At 60.7% G+C, this 18,247-nt stretch carries 20 protein-coding genes; 10 read left to right on the forward strand and 10 right to left on the reverse strand.

What is annotated here, in order from left to right; genetic code table 11:
• Positions 1–7: 7 nt before the first annotated feature.
• On the reverse strand, positions 8–904 hold the full coding sequence (locus F474_RS04285) for a LysR substrate-binding domain-containing protein (protein WP_097084277.1): 897 nt from the start codon (positions 902–904) through the stop codon (positions 8–10).
• 6 nt (positions 905–910) lie between these two features.
• Positions 911–2,200, reverse strand: a complete 1,290-nt coding sequence (locus F474_RS04290; protein WP_097083778.1) for an MFS transporter — start codon at positions 2,198–2,200, stop codon at positions 911–913.
• Positions 2,201–2,465: 265 nt separating this feature from the next.
• On the opposite strand from F474_RS04290, the gene F474_RS04295 reads away from it, so the two are divergent.
• Positions 2,466–2,927 carry an LEA type 2 family protein gene (locus F474_RS04295; RefSeq protein WP_097083777.1) on the forward strand — a complete coding sequence of 154 codons (462 nt, stop codon included), beginning with the start codon at positions 2,466–2,468 and terminating at the stop codon, positions 2,925–2,927.
• Positions 2,928–2,932: 5 nt separating this feature from the next.
• Here the strand turns inward: F474_RS04295 and F474_RS04300 are convergent, their stop codons facing one another.
• A complete protein-coding gene (locus F474_RS04300; protein ID WP_097083776.1) occupies positions 2,933–3,187 on the reverse strand; it encodes a hypothetical protein in 255 nt (84 codons plus the stop codon).
• A 121-nt stretch (positions 3,188–3,308) separates the two neighbouring features.
• On the opposite strand from F474_RS04300, the gene F474_RS04305 reads away from it, so the two are divergent.
• A complete protein-coding gene (locus tag F474_RS04305) occupies positions 3,309–3,626 on the forward strand; it encodes a YqjD family protein (protein ID WP_097083775.1) in 318 nt (105 codons plus the stop codon).
• A 156-nt stretch (positions 3,627–3,782) separates the two neighbouring features.
• A complete protein-coding gene (locus F474_RS04310; protein WP_097083774.1) occupies positions 3,783–4,148 on the forward strand; it encodes a fe2+ zn2+ uptake regulation protein in 366 nt (121 codons plus the stop codon).
• On the opposite strand, the gene F474_RS04315 is transcribed toward F474_RS04310, so the two are convergent.
• Positions 4,138–4,326 (reverse strand): hypothetical protein, encoded by a 189-nt coding sequence (locus F474_RS04315; protein WP_097083773.1) that lies wholly within the window; start codon positions 4,324–4,326, stop codon positions 4,138–4,140. The genes F474_RS04310 and F474_RS04315 overlap by 11 nt on opposite strands.
• Before the next feature lie 371 nt (positions 4,327–4,697).
• Between F474_RS04315 and F474_RS04320 the strand changes: the two genes are divergently transcribed.
• The 4 genes from F474_RS04320 (at position 4,698) to F474_RS04335 (ending at position 6,941) form a co-directional block, all read left to right on the forward strand.
• Positions 4,698–5,156 (forward strand): hypothetical protein, encoded by a 459-nt coding sequence (locus tag F474_RS04320; protein WP_097083772.1) that lies wholly within the window; start codon positions 4,698–4,700, stop codon positions 5,154–5,156.
• Between the two features lie 127 nt (positions 5,157–5,283).
• On the forward strand, positions 5,284–5,655 hold the full coding sequence (locus F474_RS04325; RefSeq protein WP_097083771.1) for a Mor transcription activator family protein: 372 nt from the start codon (positions 5,284–5,286) through the stop codon (positions 5,653–5,655).
• A gap of 61 nt (positions 5,656–5,716) precedes the next feature.
• The gene (locus F474_RS04330) at positions 5,717–6,358 is read left to right on the forward strand and encodes a DUF2589 domain-containing protein (protein WP_097083770.1); all 642 of its coding nucleotides are present in this window, start codon (positions 5,717–5,719) and stop codon (positions 6,356–6,358) included.
• A 64-nt stretch (positions 6,359–6,422) separates the two neighbouring features.
• The gene (locus F474_RS04335; RefSeq protein ID WP_256577665.1) at positions 6,423–6,941 is read left to right on the forward strand and encodes a DUF2589 domain-containing protein; all 519 of its coding nucleotides are present in this window, start codon (positions 6,423–6,425) and stop codon (positions 6,939–6,941) included.
• Here F474_RS04335 and F474_RS04340 read toward each other — a convergent pair.
• Together F474_RS04340 and F474_RS04345 are read right to left on the reverse strand one after the other, a co-directional pair.
• Complete coding sequence (locus F474_RS04340; RefSeq protein WP_097083768.1) at positions 6,938–10,612, reverse strand: translocation/assembly module TamB domain-containing protein; 3,675 nt, start codon at positions 10,610–10,612, stop codon at positions 6,938–6,940. The two genes, F474_RS04335 and F474_RS04340, sit on opposite strands and share 4 nt — an antisense overlap.
• Positions 10,609–12,336, reverse strand: coding sequence for an autotransporter assembly complex family protein (locus tag F474_RS04345; protein ID WP_097083767.1), 1,728 nt, complete (start codon positions 12,334–12,336; stop codon positions 10,609–10,611). Before F474_RS04345 ends, F474_RS04340 begins: the two co-directional genes overlap by 4 nt.
• 103 nt (positions 12,337–12,439) lie before the next feature.
• On the opposite strand from F474_RS04345, the gene xthA reads away from it, so the two are divergent.
• A complete protein-coding gene (xthA, locus tag F474_RS04350; RefSeq protein ID WP_097083766.1) occupies positions 12,440–13,252 on the forward strand; it encodes an exodeoxyribonuclease III in 813 nt (270 codons plus the stop codon).
• On the opposite strand, the gene F474_RS04355 is transcribed toward xthA, so the two are convergent.
• The 4 genes from F474_RS04355 to F474_RS04370 all read right to left on the reverse strand — a co-directional run bounded on the left by F474_RS04355 (position 13,244) and on the right by F474_RS04370 (position 16,906).
• Positions 13,244–13,978, reverse strand: a complete 735-nt coding sequence (locus F474_RS04355; RefSeq protein WP_097083765.1) for a hypothetical protein — start codon at positions 13,976–13,978, stop codon at positions 13,244–13,246. The two genes, xthA and F474_RS04355, sit on opposite strands and share 9 nt — an antisense overlap.
• A 103-nt stretch (positions 13,979–14,081) precedes the next feature.
• Complete coding sequence (locus tag F474_RS22530) at positions 14,082–14,426, reverse strand: hypothetical protein (protein ID WP_125483364.1); 345 nt, start codon at positions 14,424–14,426, stop codon at positions 14,082–14,084.
• 211 nt (positions 14,427–14,637) lie between these two features.
• Positions 14,638–14,952, reverse strand: coding sequence for a hypothetical protein (locus F474_RS04360; protein WP_097083764.1), 315 nt, complete (start codon positions 14,950–14,952; stop codon positions 14,638–14,640).
• A 1,297-nt stretch (positions 14,953–16,249) separates the two neighbouring features.
• Positions 16,250–16,906: a LexA family transcriptional regulator gene (locus F474_RS04370; protein ID WP_097083763.1), complete on the reverse strand. Its 657-nt coding sequence runs from the start codon at positions 16,904–16,906 to the stop codon at positions 16,250–16,252.
• A 117-nt stretch (positions 16,907–17,023) separates the two neighbouring features.
• Here F474_RS04370 and F474_RS04375 point away from each other — a divergent pair, with 117 nt between their 5' ends.
• The gene (locus F474_RS04375) at positions 17,024–17,335 is read left to right on the forward strand and encodes a DUF6124 family protein (protein ID WP_097083762.1); all 312 of its coding nucleotides are present in this window, start codon (positions 17,024–17,026) and stop codon (positions 17,333–17,335) included.
• Positions 17,336–17,692: 357 nt separating this feature from the next.
• The gene (locus tag F474_RS04380; protein ID WP_165830265.1) at positions 17,693–18,205 is read left to right on the forward strand and encodes a DUF4880 domain-containing protein; all 513 of its coding nucleotides are present in this window, start codon (positions 17,693–17,695) and stop codon (positions 18,203–18,205) included.
• Positions 18,206–18,247: the final 42 nt, after the last annotated feature.

Here is an 18,247-nt window from a genome sequence, read left to right on the forward strand (position 1 = left end):
CGAAAGTCTATACGGCCTTGGCGGCGCAATCGACCCCATCATCAGCACCCGGCCCGGCCAGCTCAAGGAAGGTGCGCACCAAGCGCAGCCCTCGGTAGCGATCCAGGCAGGCCAGCATGTGTGGGGCCAGGCGCGGCACACCTTCCAGCGCGACGGTCGAAAGCCGCGCATCCTGGCCGGTTTCGCCTGACAGCACCACGCCCAGCCCGAGCCCTGCCGCTACCGCTTCAGCCACCGCCTCCCGGCTACCCAGTTCCAACCCAGCGGGCAGTGCCAGGCCGGCATCGGCGCAAGCCTCCTCGAATGCCTGGCGAGTGACAGACCCTACTTCACGTAACAACAACGGCTGGCCCAACAGCGCCGCAAGCTCAACCGAGGCCAACGAGGCCCAGGGGTGCCCCGCCGGAAGCTGCAGCAGCAAGGCAGAGCAGCTCAAAGGCTGTAGATACAGACCGCTGCGGGGTGTCGCGGCAGTGGTCAGGGCGATATCGGCCTGCTCGCGCAGCACCGCGTCCAGTGCTTGCCGAGCGTTACCCAGCCTGAGGCGCAACACCACGCCAGGGTGGCGTTCACGCATGCGGGCCAGCAGCGGCATAGCCTGCTGCGGGCTGTCGGCGAATAAGGTGAGCTGCCCGGCCAATGCCTGGCGGCGCTCTTGCAGCCAGGTCTCAGCCTCGTCGGCCAGGCCAAACAAGGCGCGGGTGATACCCGCAAGATGTTCGCCCTCTTCGGTGAGGCTCACCCGCCCTGCTCCACGCCGCACCAGACGCACTTGGTAGTGCGACTCGAGCGCCTTGACATGGCCGGTGATGGCAGGTTGGGTGATGAACAGCTTTTCAGCGGCGCGGGTGAAACTGCCCTCGCGGGCCACGGCATCGAAGGCGCGCAGCTGGAACAGGTTCAGCATCGGTCAAGCCCTGTGCAGCTGCCGCGCGCTGGCCCCGTAGTAGAACGCGCAACCGAGCCCGACCAGCCCCATCAACGCGCAGTAGGCTACACACACCCAAGGCGAAGTGGGCGCCAGCGCCAGTAATGCCAATGGCGTGGCACTGGCCCAGAGTGCGTAGGCCAGATTGTAGGTCAGCGAGATGCCCGACACCCGCACCGGCGCCGGGAACAATCCGACCATCAGTGAAGGAACAACGCCCACCACCCCACAGCACAGCCCGGCTAGCGCATAAGCAAGGCCCGGCCAGCCCCAGCCACCAATCAAGTTGCCATAGAGCACGGCCATTCCCACTGGCAAGAGCAGGCTGTAGAGCGCCAATGCACGCCAGGGGCCGATGCGGTCCACGAGCAAACCGGCCAGTACGCAGCCCAGATTCAGAAAGACGATGCCCAAGCTGCTGAGTGCGAAGCTGTGCCCGGCCGGATAGCCAAAGCGCTGCTGCAGCAAGGTGGGCGTCAGCACCACCAGCACCACTACGGCGCTGGTCAGGACGCAGGTCAGCACAACTGCCGGCAACAGGGCCGACCTGTGCTCCCGCAGCACCTGCGCCAGGGGCAAGGGCGCTTGCCGCTGCTGGCGTTCGCGCAGGGCGATGAAGATCGGCGTTTCGGCCAGATACCGGCGCAACCATACGCCGAATAACCCGAACACCCCACCCAGCAGGAAGGGCAAGCGCCAGCCGTGCTCCAGCAACTGCTCCTGAGTCATGTTGCGCGCCACCGCCGTGGCGACCAGCGCACCGATCAGGTAGCCAAAGGTTAGCCCAGCCTGCAACATGCCCAAGGCGTAACCTCGCCGCTGAACCGGCACGTGCTCGGCCACGAAAACCCAGGCGCTGGGCACTTCACCGCCCACCGCCGCGCCCTGCAGCACCCGCAGGCCAAGTAACAGCAACGGCGCAGCGTAGCCAATCTGTGCATAGGTGGGCATCAGCCCAATGACCAGGCAGGGCAATGCCATCATCAGAATGCTCAGGCTGAACACCTTCTTGCGGCCCAGGCGGTCAGCAAAATGCGCCATTAGAATGCCGCCCAGCGGCCGGGCGAGGTAACCGGTCACGAAAATCCCGAAGCTTTGCAGCAGGCGCAACCACTCGGGCATGTGCGGCGGGAAGAAGAGCTGGCTCAGCGTGACGGCGAAAAATACGAAAATGATGAAGTCGTAGATTTCCAAGGCGCCGCCCAAGGCGGCCAGGCCCAGGGTCTTGTGGTCAGCGCGGCTCAACGTCAGGGGCAGCGTATTGGCAGGCATGGCTTGGCTCACAATGGCGCTCGCGGCGCGCCTTCGGCAAAGGGGCGCAGGATAACAGACTCCTCGGCTTCAGCCGAAAGGTGCCAAGGGGCATTCGACCAGTGCCGCCCATGGCCGGTGAGCAGCCGTGCGGGGGCTCACATTGCTAGCGAGACCACCTGCGAGATGATCACGAACCATCGCGGCATGTACGCCTTTCCCCCACTGCCCGAACCGTAGGGCGAGCGATCAGTCTCAACTGAAACCTCTGACCCCGGACATCTCGATGCGAACTCTGCTGGCAACCAGCCTCACCCTACTGCTCAGTGGCTGCGCACTGTTCAGCCCCAGTGACCCGGTCACCGTCAACGTGGTCGGCATCGATCCTTTACCTGGCCAGGATCTGGAGGCTCGCATGGCCGTGCACCTGCGCTTGCAAAACCCTAATGACAGGCCGATCGACTACGACGGCGTAGCCCTGAGCCTGGAGATCAATGGGCAGCCTCTGGCCAACGGCGTGAGTGACCAACATGGGCAGGTAGCACGCTATGGGGAGGCGATGCTGACCGTGCCGGTCAGCATTTCGGCGTTCTCGGTATTGCGCCAGGCAGTAGGTTTCGCCGCGGCGTCGCCTGCGGCACCGGTGCCGTACGTACTGCGGGGCAAGCTGTCGGGGGGCCTGTTGGGGACAGTACGGTTCAAAGACAGCGGTATGCTCGACAGCAGCGCCTGGAACGCAGCCTGGTAGCTTCCCTATCGGGCCGAGGCCATTAACTTGTTGACCTCGATGCGCACCATGTCGGCGTACTCCGGCGGCGACAACTGCTCCAGCTCCGCGCGCACCCACTCCGCCCATTTGCCTTTGCGGCGAGGTTTTTCACCGATGAGCCGGGCCGCCTCACCTTTTGCCTTGCCCAGGTTCGCCTTCCAGTTCTCGAAGGCGCGCGCCTTGGCTTGCTCGATCGTCTGGCGCTCTTCGAAGCTCAGATTGGCCAGGTTGAAACTCATTGCCTTGCACCTGTTCATGTTCGTGTTTCGGAGCCCGCCAGTGTAAAGGAATCTGCAACTTTCGAAAGCGGGCGAACTCCATTGCCCGAACACTGTATTTTTTGCCATCAAGGAGAACACCATGGCCCGCAAAGCATCCACGGCATCGGTTGAGGAACAGATCAAAGACCAAGCATTCAGCGAACTAGCCTCGTTGATCACCGAATCGGAAAAACTGCTCAAGGACAGCGCCGCGCTAGTGGGCGAAGAGGCCGAGACGCTGCGGGATCAGCTTTCTCAGAAGCTGCGCAAGGCCCGTGAATCGGTGGACGGCGTACGCCACAAGGCCCAGCCAGTGCTGGAAGCTACACAGGACTACATCGGTGGCCATCCGCTGCAAACCGTCGCCATGGCCGCAGGCTTCGGCCTGGTGATCGGCTTGTTGTTGGGCCGCCGCTGAAACGCGGCATCTTCGGGCGTTTGAACGCCCGAAGATGCCAGCCAACGAAGCTGACGAGATTTTTATCTGCAGACAATGCAGGTTTATACGCTCTCGTGCGTCCTTACCTGTAGAGGTGCCTCGACATCGAGGCCCTACAGCGCCCAAGGAGCAACAATGCACGACGCATTCCCCGAAGCCGCCCCCTCACATTGCAGCCTACCCCGCCCCGACCGTGAGCCTGCCTCGCTTTGCAATGAACAGATCAAAGCGATGTTACGCCATTTCGGGCTGCGCACTAGCCTGATCCGCCTCAAGGTGATCCATACCCTGCTTCAAGCTCACCTGGAGGGCGCACATATTGGTGTACGCGGGGTGCATGGCCGCCTGCAGGGCGAGCAATTGTCGCTGTCATTTGTGAGCGTGCGGGAGGTGCTCAAGCGGCTGACCCAGGAACGGTTGTTGACGCGCCACACCGACAATACCTTCAGCATGACCTGTGAGGTGCAGGATTACCTGGATGCCAAGCGCCTCAACGCTTGACACGCCGGCGCAGGACGGCGTTGGCGGCAACAGTCAGCAACGCAATGCCGATCGCCATGTACCTGAACACTTGCTCGCTGATCTGGTTGTGCGCCTGCAACCAGCCCAGGCCCATCATGGTCAGCAGAACCACCAGTGCGATCAGCAGGGAATAGATCAAGCGTTGTTTTTGAGTCATGGTTGAACGAAGCCTTGCGATGTGTCGGGTTTGTATCGCGCTGCCTACCAGGCCGTTACCTGATGACTGGGACAGCTCGATGGGAATCGGGTCAGATGGTACAGCGTTCTCTCACAATTGGGGGCTCGCGTTCACTTGATGAGGGCCTATGTATCATGTTGCGTCAAACCTCTTGGTTGATTCCTGTGTTGATGGTTTCGCTGTTGAGCGGCTGCTGGATGTTCATGCCACCCCCTGATGGCGGAAGGCATGGCGGCCCTGGCGGCGGGCATCCGTTCAGCGGTGCTGCGCGATGACCGGATAGCTTTCCGACTGTAGCGAGCATGGATGGGCTGGGATGATCGCTGCCCTTGAAGCTTGGAGCCTCTATCATGCTCGCCCACACCTTGCTATTTGCGCTGGCAGTTTCGACCAGCGCCACCGCTTTTTCCTCCAACCCGCAGAACACTCTTGATGCCGATATAACCACGTTGGCTCGCCAGACAGCCGACAATGCCAGCAGCTTTGAGTGGCAGCAGCTCTGGCAGCAGGCACGCAGCAGTGGCCGTTTCAGGGCATCAGGTGCACAGCCGCGCTTCACTGCGCCGCAGCGCCAGCTCCCTGCCCTGGCACGACAAGTACTGGCCGAGCCAGACCGGATCGTGCGCAGACATCCCGCAGGGGCCACTCTGCGACGTGACTTTTCACCGCTAGTGGTTGGCCTGGTAGGCGACCAATCAGCCACCGGGCTTTGCCTGACCCTGAGCTGGCGCCAGCCCGCGGCCGCCTCACTCTCACAAGGCCCCGAGCCCTTGCAGCAAGCCACTCTGTCGGGCATCGAGCCATGCTGAGGGCTGGATTTTTCATACACAACGGACTCCATTTTCCGCAGTGGAGCGCGCCGTTTGCGCCCTGAGCAGTCGCACCGCGAGCTTCCACAATTTGAGCCTGACTTCAGCCCGGAACAAGGAATCTCTCATGGACGTGAGCCAACTGGAACGGATCGATGTAACCCAACTGCCGCACTCTCTTCAGTTGCTGATCGACTGCGTAGGCGTTGAGCAGGCCTATCGGTTGACCTGCCTGTTCGGGGGGTGCCCGAAGTACATCCCCAAGCACCCAAGCCGCACGCAACTGGCCAAGCTCATCCCGGCCGAAACCCTCAAGGCCCTGATAAAGCGCTTTGCCGGTGCTGCGCTTGAGATTCCCAAACCGGACCACTTCTTTCGGCAACTGCGTAACCAGCAGATTCTTGCTGAAAGCGACGAGGGCCTATCTCGCACCGTGCTGGCGCACAAGTACGGCCTGAGCCTTCGCCAGATCGGAAACATTCGCCGGCTCGATGCGTGAACCGCCCTAAACACTGCCAGCCTTGGCACTTCAACCTCCTAAGGAAAAGGAAATTCCACCCATGATCGATAACTCCCTGATCGGCTCGGTGCTCAACTCACTGCCAATGGACCGCATTTTCAGCACGCCGCTGCATGCGATGATCCAGGCGCAAACCTCTGCCAGCAAGGCCTACGCCGACTTCCTGATGGGGGTCTGCATCCAGGATGGCAAGGCCGTTTCCATCGAATTCGAATACGACGAGGCCATTGTCGATGCCAACGGCGACTACCAGGGCATTGCAACTCGCAAGATGCGTATTCCGCTGCTGGCGGCCGTTTCCCACCCTAACATCGCCATCGAAGAAGGTACGATCGACTTCGAACTGACCATCGAACAATTTGCCGAAGACAAGTCCTCGACTCAAGGCGAAGGCTCTCTGGAAGCTTCGCTCGGATGGGGCCCGTTCAAGGTCAATGTCAAGGGCAGCGTCTCTCATGCCAAAGAGCAAGTTCGCCGTACTGACACCCGCGCACGCTACAAGGTCACGACCCAGGTCCGCCGCCAAGAGCCGCCAGAGGCGATCATGCGCGTGATCGACGCCTTGACCAACGCAGCGATCAAACCCATCAACACTGACCGCGACAAACAACTGACCAGCACCGACAAGCTGCCTACCGCCGGCGTACTTGGCGCCACTGCGGCGGTACCGACCAACCCTTGAGCCACTCTGAAATCAACCCCCTGCCCCGGCTTCGCCGAGGTGGGGGGCTTGTGGAGCTGCTACCTTGCCCCTGTTTTCGAAGAAAAAGCCCATGATGGCGGCAGACCTGCGCGCCATTACCCGAGGCCTGCATGAGGCAGCGACCTCCGCCAATCAAATGATCGCCCAGCAGTACATTCGCCTTTTCGACCAGTTTTTCGATTGCAACTCCGAAGCGCTCGGCACCCCCATGAAAGCTCGGATGGTGGAAGTGGAACTCGACCAAGGCCATCATATGAGAGTGCCATTGATCAGCCTGGTGACGCCCAGGGGGCTGGCGCTCGACACCATGCAGGTCGACCTCTCGGTCAAGATTGCTGCCACCGAACTGGACGACGCCCGCTGCGCTATGGAGACCGGCGAACTGAACAGCGAGCGATTCTTCGTCACCTTCTCCAGCCACAGCGACACCCTGGAGAAACGCCGCCCCGACGAAGTCCGTATCAGCCTGACTTTCAAGGCCTGCGAGCCGCCCGAAGGCGTACAACGGATCATCGAGGAGTACACCCGTACGATTGGCCCGACCCCCACAGAAGCCGATTAGAAATCGCGCTTGTAGAACAGATCCAGCGAGCTGGCCAACCCACTGGCCACCTCGATATACAAGCGCCGCGTCAGCGCGTAGCGCAAGGCGATGGTACTGGCCGGTTCGAACACGCCGACGCCGTAGCGCAAAGTCAACTTCTCTGACAGGTTGCCGCTGGCCACCACGTTGGTTTTGTTGCCGCTGCCTTCGGTATCGAGCTGAAAGTCCTGTACCCCGAGGCTGCTGGCCAACTCTCCCGCCTTACCTGACGTCCCCATCAATCCAAGCCCCAGTGCAGCCTGAGCGAGCATGTTGTTGTCTTCGCCAGAAGTGCTGAGAGGGCGCCCAAGCAACAGATAGGACAGTGCCTGTTCCTGGCTCATCGCCGGTTCCGAGAACACTTCGCTGACAGGCTGCTCGACACTGCCGGACAAGCGTATCCCGGCAATCACATTGTCAGCCTGGCGGATAGCCTCGACATCGAGATAAGGCTGGTCGATAGGCCCGGCGAAGAATACGCGCGCCCGGCGTAAGGCCAGGCGCTGGCCGTAGGCGCGGTAACGGCCATCGTTGAGCACCAGTTCGCCCCGTGTATCGAGGTTGTCGCCGATGTGCACATGGCCGGCCAGGTTGGCCTGCAGGCCGAAGCCTTCGAACGTGAGCTTGTCTCGCCCGACTTCAACATTGACGTCCATGGCGATCGCCATGGGGGCTGAGCGCTTGCCTGCCTCCTGCCCGATGATCACCGTGTCGTCCGATACTTTGACGGTCGAGGGTGGCAGTTGCCGAACTGTGATAGCGCCCCTGGGCACCTGCACCAGACCGCTGACGGCCAGGCGCTGGCCATCGAACGTAGCTCGCAGGTCAGGCGAGGCCTCAACGCGGGCATAAGGCTCAATCGTCAGCGGCAAGCGAGTACCGTTCAGGCGCAGATCCATGGCTAACGCGGGCGCCCAGCCCAGGGTGCCCTCAAGGTGCCCGGAGCCGCTCTCACCACTGCGCCAACTGCCCTGCAAGCGCGCCTGGTCGCCGTTTAGATCCATCGACACCGCCAGTTGATCAAGCGCAAGCGGCAGCTGTGGCCCCGCAACTTTGCCGCCTGCCAGGCGCAGCTGGCCCATCACCTGCGGTGCGGCCAGGGTACCCGCCAGGCGCCCTTCCCCAGAGACCGTGCCTGCCAATGACTGGGCCTGGGGCAAGAAAGCTTGGGCGACGGCAATGTTCAGGCCCTGGAGCGTGAAGGATCCCGAAAGCGCCTTGGCTTGCGACAACGGATCGATAGTGACCCGTGCCTGCAGCTCCCCCAGCGGCCCGCCCTCGAAACTGACCTGGCCATCGACCTGCCGGGGTGCCAGCCGGCTTTGCAGGCGCAACGCCTGATAGGGAAAGCTGCGCCATTGTTGCCCGTCGCGCAGCCGCAGGGTGCCACCGCTGGCATCGACGTCGATGTGCCCACTCGGGCCTTTGGCTGGCAGATCCAGTGCAACCGTGGCATTGAGCTCGCCCTCCCAGGCCAGCCCCTGGGGCAGCAACGGGGCCAGGCCCTCCAGTGCAAAATGCTGCAGCTGGTAACGGATGCGGGGCTCGGGAGCCGGGCGTTGGTTTTCTCCGCACAGGCTGGCCCGGCCCGACCGCCAGCAGTGAGCACCCAGGTCAATCTCACCCGAGGCCAGCCGCTGCAGAGGCGCCGGCGCCTCCAACTGCCAGCGCTGGTCCCCGCCGCGTAGCTGGCCGCTCGCCAGGCGGCCTTTCCAGACGCCCTGGTTCCAACGCCCATCGGCAGAGAGCGCCGCTGACAGTTGCGGGCCATCAAGCTTTACGGTGAGCTGATGCTGTTCGGCAGTGCCCTGGCCCTGAATTGCCAGCACGCCCAGCGCCGTATCGCCGTCGCGCAGCCCAGTGGCGGTGAGCGAAACGCTGGCGCGCTGGCGGGCATCAAGGGAGGCTTGAAGATCGAGCCGCTCGGCAGCCTGGCCGCCATAGCCCAACTGCTGGCCTTGCAACTTGAGCTGGCCAACGGGGGCGCTGGCGGTTCCGGCAACAACCAACGAACCCTGCGCCTGCCCGCGCAACCCAGGCCATAACTGGCCCAGCCTTGGCAGCGTAAGGTCGAGTTTGCCGGCCAGGCGCTCATTCAGGGCGGCTTGGCCCTGAATTCGGTTGGCCCCCAGTTGCACATCCAGCAAGGGCACGCTCCACTGCTGGCCTTGCCCTTGGCCCTTGACCGACAGGCGCGCGGGTTGCCCACGCAACTGGCCGGCGATGGCCATATCCGCCGAGAGCTTCAGTTCACCATCACGCCATTGCCCCTGGCTCCGCAATGGCCCTGCCAGCCGGCCGGGCAGTTCCGCTACCCAGTAAGCCGGGTTCAGGCGTGCAAACTCCATTGCCACATCCCACCCAACGCCTTCGGCGAAATCCAGCTTCACGCTGCCGCTGGCTTCGCCTTGCCCAGCCTTGACCACCAATTGCGGCAGGTACAGCGCCTGCAAATCGCCACTGAACGGGGTAACCACCGTGAACGGGCCCGCCGGCCCCTTGAAAGCGCCATCCAGGTTGCCCAGGTAATGCCCATCTCGATAGCTCACTTCAGCCTTGAGGCGCTCAACGCTCACTGGCGGCGGCTGAGTCTGGGGATAGAGACGGGCCCAGGGGAAGGCTCGCCAATCCAGGCTGGCTTGCGCCTGAAGGCCGGTAGACCAATCGACCTCTCCGGTGAGCGCCACGCGCTGTTCGGGGCCTGCCTCCAGCGAAAGCCCGGCGATACGCGCCCCGCTGGCCTCGGCGGCACCTTCGAGGCGCAGCGTGATCGGCCCTTCGGCGGCCGGCAGGGTGGCCTTGCCATCGACCTTGTAGCCCTGCGCGAGGTCCCCCTCTGCCGCCATGTGCAACTGATCGAAGGCCAACGTCGCTGGCAGGTTGCTGCTTGGCTCGAACCGCTCGGCGTCTATCGCAAGGCTCGCCGGAACGTGCTCGGCCAGGGGCTGCAACCGGCCGGCCAGCATTGCCTGCAGATAGCCTTCGCTGCGCCCTTGCAACGCAACCTCCCCCGCCAGCGGCCCCCGAACCTGCAATGACAACCACCAGGGCTTGCCGTCGACGTCGGGCAGTTGCAAGCGAGTGGCGGCAACCAGCGGCCAATCCCCCTCCGGTTGTAGATGGCCCGCGAGGATGACTTGCAGGGCTTCGCGGCGGGCCTGGAACGTACGCAGCTCGATACCCCCGTTCGTCCAGTTGGCGCTCAGGCTCAGGTCAGTCGCCTGCACGCTGCCAGCGTAGGCCAGGCTAGCCACGCGTAGGCTTTTGAGGTCAATCGCCAGAGGTAGCTGCAGATCCGGCAGCGGCGACGGGGCATCGGCAGGCTTATCACCCTGCGCAGGGAAATCCATCGCGAGGCGGCCCACCTCAAGCGAGTCGATGCACAGCGCCAGCCTTGCCAGGCACCGGGGCGACCACTGCAATGCCACATCTTGAGCCTCAACCCACTGCGCCCCTGCCTGCCAGCGCAAACGCTGGGCGTGCCACTGCCCAACCAGCGCGCCAGTGGCGCCATCAACCGCCAGGCCCGGCACCCGGCTCAGTGCCCAACGGCCACCACTGGCCGTGCCCAGCACCGCCCACAAGGCAACCAGCAATACCACCACCAGCCCCAGTAGCGCCCCCCCCGCCCAGCGCACAGCCCGTTTCATAGCTCAGGCCCCATGGAGAAATGCAGCCTTATACCGCCATCGTCGTCCAGTGCATGGGCCAGGTCGACGCGAATCGGCCCGACTGGCGAGACCCAGCGAATGCCCATACCGATGCCCGTCTTCACCGTAGGGCTGGCCAGCGAATTGAACGCATTGCCTTGGTCCACAAACGTCGCCCAGCGCCACTTCTCGGCGAACTGGTACTGGTACTCGAGGCTGCCGGCAATCAGGAAGCGGCCGCCAACATGATCGCCATCACTGTTCTCCGGCGAGAGCGTCTGGTAGTCATAACCCCTTACGCTCTGATCGCCGCCGGCAAAGAACCGCAAGGATGGCGGTATGCCTTTGTAGTCGTCGGTAAAGTTGCCGCCTACCTCCAACCGGCCGAGAAAACGGTGGTTGCTCCAAAGCGTCTTAAGGCCCTTGAGCTGCACATCGGTGCGTACCAGGTTAGCGTCGGAGAGCCAACCCTCGCGGGCGCCACGAGCGTCGAACTGCAAACGGTAGCCGTTGTGTGGGTCGACCTTGTTATCGCTTTTGAGGTAGCCATAGCTGATGCCGGGCATCACCAGGTTCGACAGGCCGCTGTCATCGCCCAGGCGATACTCTTCCCGTTCCCACTTCAGCGAAATCACTCGGGTCCAGCCATTGGGCAGCTTGCTGTGCCATTCAGGCCCCAGGGTCAGCAGCTTGCTGAGGCTGTCGGTGTTGGCCAGCTCCTCGTACTGGTAGCCGGCGGCGTAGCGCAGCTTGTCAGTCAGCGGTGGGTCCAGCGGAACGTCGTACCACAGCCCGACGTTCTGCCGCGGTGCAGAGAGTTCCATCTCTGCACCGTAGCTGTGGCCTTCAGGGTTTACCCAATGCCGCGTCCAGTTGGCTTTGCCGCGGGCCCCCACGTCCGTCGAAAAGCCTACACCCAGCCCGAGGGTCCGTGGCTTGCGGTTGTCGACCTGCACAGTGACCGGCACCACTTGGCTCGTGGCGGTACCGGGGTCGGCATTGACGCGGACATTGTCGAAATAGCCACTGCTTTGCAGGTCGCGATTGAGCTGAGCGATCAGCTCCGAATCGTAAGGCGTGCCCGCCTTGAAAGGCACCATGCGCTGCAACAACTCAGGGGCGATAATGCTGTCGCCAGTGAAAGCTACGGGCCCAAGCGTGTAGCGCGGGCCGCTGTCGTACACCAGCTCGATGTCGGCAACTCCGCCAACAGGGTCCACCACCAGGCGCTGGGCCGTGAAGTGCCCGGAGAAGTAGCCGAAGCGGGACGCCTGATTCTGAATCGAACGCTTGGCGTTTTCATAATTGCCGTGATTAAGCGGCTGCCCAGGCGCCAAGCCATTGCCAGAGGGCACCTTGAAGCCTGGCAGCTGAGCGGCCGGCCCTAACACCTGAATATGCACGGTGCGCAAGCGCACCGGGTCACCGGGCTGCACGTGCAGGGTCAGCCGCGGGCTGCCCTGGCCGCTGACCTCGCTGGTGATTCGCGCCCGATAAAAGCCGAGCGCCTGAGCCGCCTTGCTCGCCTGCTCTTCGGCCCCCGTGCTGAATTGGACCAGCGCCTCGGCATCCCGCTCACCGAGGTCGCCGATGTAGTTCTGAATATTAGCCTTGAGGGCGTCGTCTGGCGGCTGCACATCCCCGCGCAACTCACTTTGCGCCTGTGCCAGCCCCGCCAAGAGGGCCAGCAAGCCGCCTGGGAAAATTCGTCCTGAATACGTCATGGCCGCGATCCTAACATGCCACCGCTGCGCTTTGCCGCCCTGCGGGCTGGCCGGGCGGTAACAGCTTGGTTAGGATGGGCGTTTTAACCCGAGGCCGCCTGCCATGAAAATTGTTTCATTTAATATCAACGGCCTGCGCGCACGCCCTCATCAGTTAGCCGCCCTGATCGAAGCTCATCAGCCCGACGTGATCGGCCTGCAAGAAACGAAGGTCTCCGATGAGCAGTTCCCCTTGGCTGAAACCCAAGCCCTGGGATACCACGTTCACTTTCATGGGCAGAAAGGCCACTATGGCGTCGCCCTGCTCTCGCGCAAACCGCCACTGATGGTGCACAAGGGGTTCGCAAGCGATGACGAAGAGGCCCAGCGCCGCTTCATCTATGCCACGTTCGAAGACGAGCACGGCAAGCCGATCACGGTCATGAACGGCTACTTTCCGCAGGGCGAAAGCCGCGATCACCCCACCAAGTTCCCAGCCAAGCAGCGCTTCTATCAGGACCTGCAAACCCTGCTCGAAAGCCAATACCACCCCGAACAGCCGCTCGTAGTGATGGGCGATGTGAATATCTCACCCGAAGACTGCGACATCGGCATTGGCGCCGACAACGCCAAGCGATGGCTGAAAACCGGCAAATGCAGCTTCCTGCCCGAAGAGCGCGAGTGGATGGCACGCCTGAAAGGCTGGGGCCTGGTAGACACTTTCCGCCACCTGCACCCCCAGGTGAGCGACCGATTCAGCTGGTTCGACTACCGTAGCCGCGGTTTCGAAGACGCGCCCAAACGCGGCCTGCGCATTGACCTGATCATGGCCTCCACCGGGCTGTTGCCACGGGTGAAGGCCGCGGGGGTGGACTACGAACTTCGGGGGATGGAAAAGCCGTCGGACCATGCGCCGATTTGGGTGGAGCTAGGTTGAGGGTGGGATAGGTGGGGGCGCCGAGGCTGTGGCTTCGGCCTCAGCCGCTTGGACATTTTCGGCAGCTTTCGCAGCCGTCGCTATTCGCTTCATTTCTTCGAGTAGCTTGTTCATGAATTTCGACTCATCGGGTTCACGATCTTCAATGCCATACCCCTCCTTCCGAGCACGTCGACGCGCTTCTTCGGAGAGGTCTACCTGAACGGCCTGCTCACGGTCCTGGGCACTCACCGACTCCCTAGCGACCGTCTGCCCAGTCACCGGCGAAGCGTTGGCGATGGCTGCCATCAATTTAAAAGTGTTCAGCGCTCGATCGCGGGTTTCCGAAAGCATGGGATCGGCATAACTTGCCAATGCATCCTTTTGGTACTGCCACTGGTTGTATTTGGCATTGCCATTAACCTGATAGCCTCCAGTGTCATGTTCAGATGACCCCATGAAACTAGTAAGAATGTCATTTTCCGAGACTAACCCGGTCGCTGCCAACTTTCGGTAGACTTCCGACATCTCCTTATAGCTGGCGCTCTTCACATTGAGGTCTTTGACGACACTATTGAATGTCGTATAGTCCTTGTCACTGAGCACGCCGCTCAACACGCCTCCCGCCCCCGTTTTATCGCCAGTCTTGACCTGAAAAGATTCAAAATTTTCGGAGCGACAGACGCCCTTTAGATAACCAGCAGCCAAACTGTCGAGCATGGTCGACACTGCATTTACGGCCGGCATACAATCTTCCTCTTGTACTCAAATTTTCCACCGTAGTGAAGAAACCTAACCAACGATATCGTCGATGCCTTGGGCTCATCAAAGTGATCGACGCTCTACCTTGTTAGGTGCCGGGAATAGAATAGAGTGGCATACGCCCTTCCATACGCCAGTGGCTGACTTCAGTCGGCCCTGTATTGAAAATCTTATAGCGATACTGTCCCGTTTTGTCGGGAAAGAAGCTGCGATCCATGCTGGTAGAGCCTGTCGAAATCCTTTCGGAATACAGGCTCCATACGCCACCCGCACTATACTCAATCACATGTCTAAGCTTGTTCGAGCTCCCTGCAGTTCCTGAGAGATCTGAAAATTTCAAATCAACCATGGTCAAGCATGTGATGTTCATCGGCCCGTACACTATATGATCTGCCCCAGGCGGAATACTGTAGCCGCTGCGGGAGATATTCATGTTTGCGCACTTGCCGATGCAAACCCGCTTACGACAACCATTGAAGCCGTCGCTAGGTAGAGACACCATTTCATTCAAATTACCTCATGTAGTGCGGCACCATGGGAAGCTGCCGCAAATCGCTGGCGAAGCTAACGGCACTTGGCTGCTCGGCAGCGACAATGGGTTAAGTCAATTTTGATGAGGGCGGTACAATATCCCTTCGGGTTCGTTACTTTGATACACCGGCAATCGAGTGTGCTATTTGATTAGCTTTCTGCACCTTCGCCATCTGCTGCATCTGCTGCACCATTTTCTGCATGTCCATCCCCTCTGATTCCTCGCGCCCCTTCACTTGATCACCGCTGGACAAGCGACGCGACATCTCCGAAAGGTCAACTTTGTAACTCGGCTTGGGCGCTGAGGCGTTCGACGACACTTGCGCAGCCTCAGGTTTTCCCTTGTGCGCGATATTGCTCCTTACTGAACTTGGCGCACTCGAGGCTACAGGGCTTACCGAAGTCGTAGTGAAATTGACTGCAGTCATGAAGAAACTCCTTTTTACTTTTCTAGGAATAGCGGCCCCCGTGCGAGGCCCGCATGGGTGTTGCAACTTCAGAATTCAGGCCATGCGCAACGTTGAGCGCCAACAACGCAGGAAGCGTACAGCTATCGCACTGCACGGATGGGTTTTTGCCAAGAAGATGATGATGCTCGGATGGGCTGATGGATGACCAGGCACCCTAAAAGTCGGACATGCGAACGGCATGGCACGCTCCTTGTGAACAAGGGGCTAAAGTCCATTTCAGCCGTGAATAGAAAAGTGTTTTCGACCCTTGCAGGTCGGCGATGGCCGACCCGGCCTAGGCTCAGCCTGACGGCAGGCTATCGAAACACCAAGAGAGGGCAGCCCCATTGATGCGTATCAATGAGCGCAGTAAATCGAAGATGGGAAGAAGAGGCATGGACAACTCCTTGTCAACTATTGAACGGGCGCCGAAATCCTTTTCAGCGTGATTACGGATGTGGAAATCGCGTAAGCGTCATACCGTCGATAGCGGCAGAGGCCAGAATAACTTTAGGCTTTTTCCCGACTTTTTTTGAATACCTCCAACGCTGGATCGAACCGCTCTATCAAGCACCTGACCCGCTTGCAAACCGGCGCCACTGGTCGCCAGGGAGGCCGCAAGGCTGCTGCCTCACCGGTTTAGCGCCGGCCCGCGTGCGTGAACTCAATGACCGCTGCGCACCAACGTGGAACGGTGGAGCTTTCGCAGTAAAGCTGGCCGGACGAGGTTGCCTGCGCCCCGCCCCCATGCTAGAGCGCCCAGACAGGGAAACAGGTGTTACCGCGCAAGCATCCGGAACGGGTAACGCGGGAACACTCTGCGGCGTACGGTCGCACCCCCAGCGCTACAAAAAAATACAAGCCATTGAATTAAAAGGACTTTTAAAAGTTGGCACGCCATCTGCTTTATCTCTTGCACAACAAGAATAAGAAAAAGCACCACCTCTAATAAAAACAACATGAACGGCTCTGGCATAACAAGAACAACGACGGCAGAACCGAAGCCAACAGATTTTTTTGACGAATGCAGGCGTTTCTCGGGAGGTTTCCCGAGCCAAACCCAGAACAACAAAACTGCGTATCAGCAGCCCGGTTCGGTCACCTCGGTGTGAAACGGTTAAAGCGTTCAAAAAAATACGTTTGCTCTTGGCCCTGATTGGGGGCCGGCCGCAAGGCCACTGCGAAACAGGCAACAATAATCACAATAGCCCGATCGCCATAATAATAAGAGCACACGCAATACCTTTGAGGGGAGCCTAGGCTCCCCTCAGTGCATTCAGGGCGTTTCCCATATTCCCAGCGACCGCACGACCACCCCGCAGGGCGTGCAATCAGCCGCCGCTTGCTGAGTGGGCCAGGTAGGATTAAGGGGCCGAAGCCACGTGACCTCTCCTTCCTCTACCCATTGGCGCAACCTGGGCAGCCCGCCCGAGGCCTGCCGCACTACCGCCAGTTGCCCAGATTTCGGCGCCAAGCCTGTATCCACCAGGACCCAACTACCTACAGGAATGCACAACCCCGCAGGTGCAAGCATGGCCTCAGTCGTCACGCACACCCAGCAAGCCGCGCCTGTAGCATGGTAATCGCTGGCAAACCAGCTCGAGGCAGTGCATTGGCTGAAGTCAGGCTCGTTGAAAGCACTCCAGTCGAGGCAGGGATAGCGCCAGACGCCATCTTCCAGTGCCATGGCTTGCTGCACAGCGCTATCGTAGCCGGCGCGCTCATCAGCGACGCGCAGAACGGTTGCCACCTCCATCTCGGGGTGGCCGACCGCACGCAGAATGCGATTCATCATGGCCTGGCCGGGTTCGCGGCGCCCGGTTAGCCAATGATTGACCGCTGCCTGGGACGCACCCACTCGATCTGCCAGCCGCTCCTGTGTAAGGCGCTGCTCTCGCATGCCCAATTTGACCATCTTTATCCATTCATCCATGGCGCCACCTTAAACGCGACCGTCCTCGCAGCCGATTACAAATTGTAATATTACAGGCAAGGTAACAATTACAGAAAGCGATATGCTTTGGCTTTGCAGATTGGCGCAGGCAATACCATGACTCCCCATACGCTCACTGAACACGTCGCCTCACCACGGGCCTCTGCGCACCATGGCGAACTCAAACACGGCGCTTCAACCCTGCCCCTGCAGGCTCAGCCTGGGCTGAATTGCCTGGAGGCGCTGGGGCATGCAAGTGATCTGCTCAAGTGCGCATCGGCCACGGCATACGAATCAGCCGACCCTCTCCGGGGGGCGCCGAGGGACATGGCAATGGCCGTAGTGCATATGCTTGAGATGGCCAGAACGCTCCTCAGCAGTGCAATGGCCACTGAAGAAGAACGGCTGAGAAACGCGAAGGGAAAATAAAATCACGAGGACAACGAAATCACTTGACCTGCAAATGATAACGATTATTATTGCATTCAGCTGGTCGCGAGGTCAGCCGATAACCTGAAAACTCTTGGTCGTGTTTTCAGATTATCTCCTCATCAGGCTAATCACGGTTATTGACCCGGCTCTTTGGCCGGGTCTTTTTTTCGCTTCATCAGGCTAAATGAAGTCGTGAACGGTAGGCATGATATCAAAGCGTCATTTGCTCCTCCAGGCCTAATGAACTGTCGCAGCACCGTGCCAAGAATCTCCACTGACAAAAGAATCCTTCAGACGATACCGTTTCTCAAAAAACACCAGGCTTTCAGCAGGATTGGTTGCAGGAGCACCTTGATGGCCCATTCACTATCGCCACCGCCCGATTGGCTGCAGCCAGCTACTGGCGCTGCGCCTGGCAGCTGCCCTCTGTATCACGCCCTTGCAAGCCTGCCCCGCCGCCACCGCCAGGCACTTTTGCTGGCCAGAATCGATGAGCTGGGGTTTGCCGAGATTGCTCAGCACCTTGGTCTGTGCCCTGAGCGTATCGAAACCCACCTTACCTGTGCACTGAATACGCTCGGCCAACGCCTACGCACTGGCTCCGCGCAAGCCAGCGCTTGGTACACCCGCCTGCAGAACCCCGCTATTACCCCGAGCGAACGCATCGACTTCAGGCGCTGGCTGGATGCCTCGCCAAGCCACCTGCAGGCTTTTCATGAAACAGAGCTGCTTTGGCGCAGCCTGCTGGAGCCCTCCCAGGCCCTATTGGCTAACGGAGCCAAGCTTCAGGCTAGGCGTAAAGCCTCACTGGGAAGGTGGATCGCAGCGTTGACGATATTGATGCTTGTGAGCTGGCTGAGCCTCTGAGCGCTGTTGTACTTGCTGGCGTGTCATCAAGCTCTTATAAGA

It is taken from the genome of Pseudomonas sp. URIL14HWK12:I12, assembly GCF_003097135.1.
Classification (GTDB): Bacteria; Pseudomonadota; Gammaproteobacteria; order Pseudomonadales; family Pseudomonadaceae; genus Aquipseudomonas.

Coding starts and splice junctions, on each gene's coding strand:
- F474_RS04305 (WP_097083775.1), top strand. CDS start 3,309: ATGGCCCGCAAAGCATCCACGGCATCGGTTGAGGAACAGATCAAAGAC.
- F474_RS04380 (WP_165830265.1), top strand. CDS start 17,693: ATGGCCCATTCACTATCGCCACCGCCCGATTGGCTGCAGCCAGCTACT.
- F474_RS04375 (WP_097083762.1), top strand. CDS start 17,024: ATGACTCCCCATACGCTCACTGAACACGTCGCCTCACCACGGGCCTCT.
- F474_RS04345 (WP_097083767.1), bottom strand. CDS start 12,336: ATGACGTATTCAGGACGAATTTTCCCAGGCGGCTTGCTGGCCCTCTTG.
- F474_RS04355 (WP_097083765.1), bottom strand. CDS start 13,978: ATGCCGGCCGTAAATGCAGTGTCGACCATGCTCGACAGTTTGGCTGCT.
- F474_RS04330 (WP_097083770.1), top strand. CDS start 5,717: ATGATCGATAACTCCCTGATCGGCTCGGTGCTCAACTCACTGCCAATG.
- F474_RS04290 (WP_097083778.1), bottom strand. CDS start 2,200: ATGCCTGCCAATACGCTGCCCCTGACGTTGAGCCGCGCTGACCACAAG.
- F474_RS04325 (WP_097083771.1), top strand. CDS start 5,284: ATGGACGTGAGCCAACTGGAACGGATCGATGTAACCCAACTGCCGCAC.
- xthA (WP_097083766.1), top strand. CDS start 12,440: ATGAAAATTGTTTCATTTAATATCAACGGCCTGCGCGCACGCCCTCAT.
- F474_RS04300 (WP_097083776.1), bottom strand. CDS start 3,187: ATGAGTTTCAACCTGGCCAATCTGAGCTTCGAAGAGCGCCAGACGATC.
- F474_RS04295 (WP_097083777.1), top strand. CDS start 2,466: ATGCGAACTCTGCTGGCAACCAGCCTCACCCTACTGCTCAGTGGCTGC.
- F474_RS04310 (WP_097083774.1), top strand. CDS start 3,783: ATGCACGACGCATTCCCCGAAGCCGCCCCCTCACATTGCAGCCTACCC.
- F474_RS04320 (WP_097083772.1), top strand. CDS start 4,698: ATGCTCGCCCACACCTTGCTATTTGCGCTGGCAGTTTCGACCAGCGCC.
- F474_RS04340 (WP_097083768.1), bottom strand. CDS start 10,612: ATGAAACGGGCTGTGCGCTGGGCGGGGGGGGCGCTACTGGGGCTGGTG.
- F474_RS22530 (WP_125483364.1), bottom strand. CDS start 14,426: ATGAATATCTCCCGCAGCGGCTACAGTATTCCGCCTGGGGCAGATCAT.
- F474_RS04360 (WP_097083764.1), bottom strand. CDS start 14,952: ATGACTGCAGTCAATTTCACTACGACTTCGGTAAGCCCTGTAGCCTCG.
- F474_RS04315 (WP_097083773.1), bottom strand. CDS start 4,326: ATGACTCAAAAACAACGCTTGATCTATTCCCTGCTGATCGCACTGGTG.
- F474_RS04370 (WP_097083763.1), bottom strand. CDS start 16,906: ATGGATGAATGGATAAAGATGGTCAAATTGGGCATGCGAGAGCAGCGC.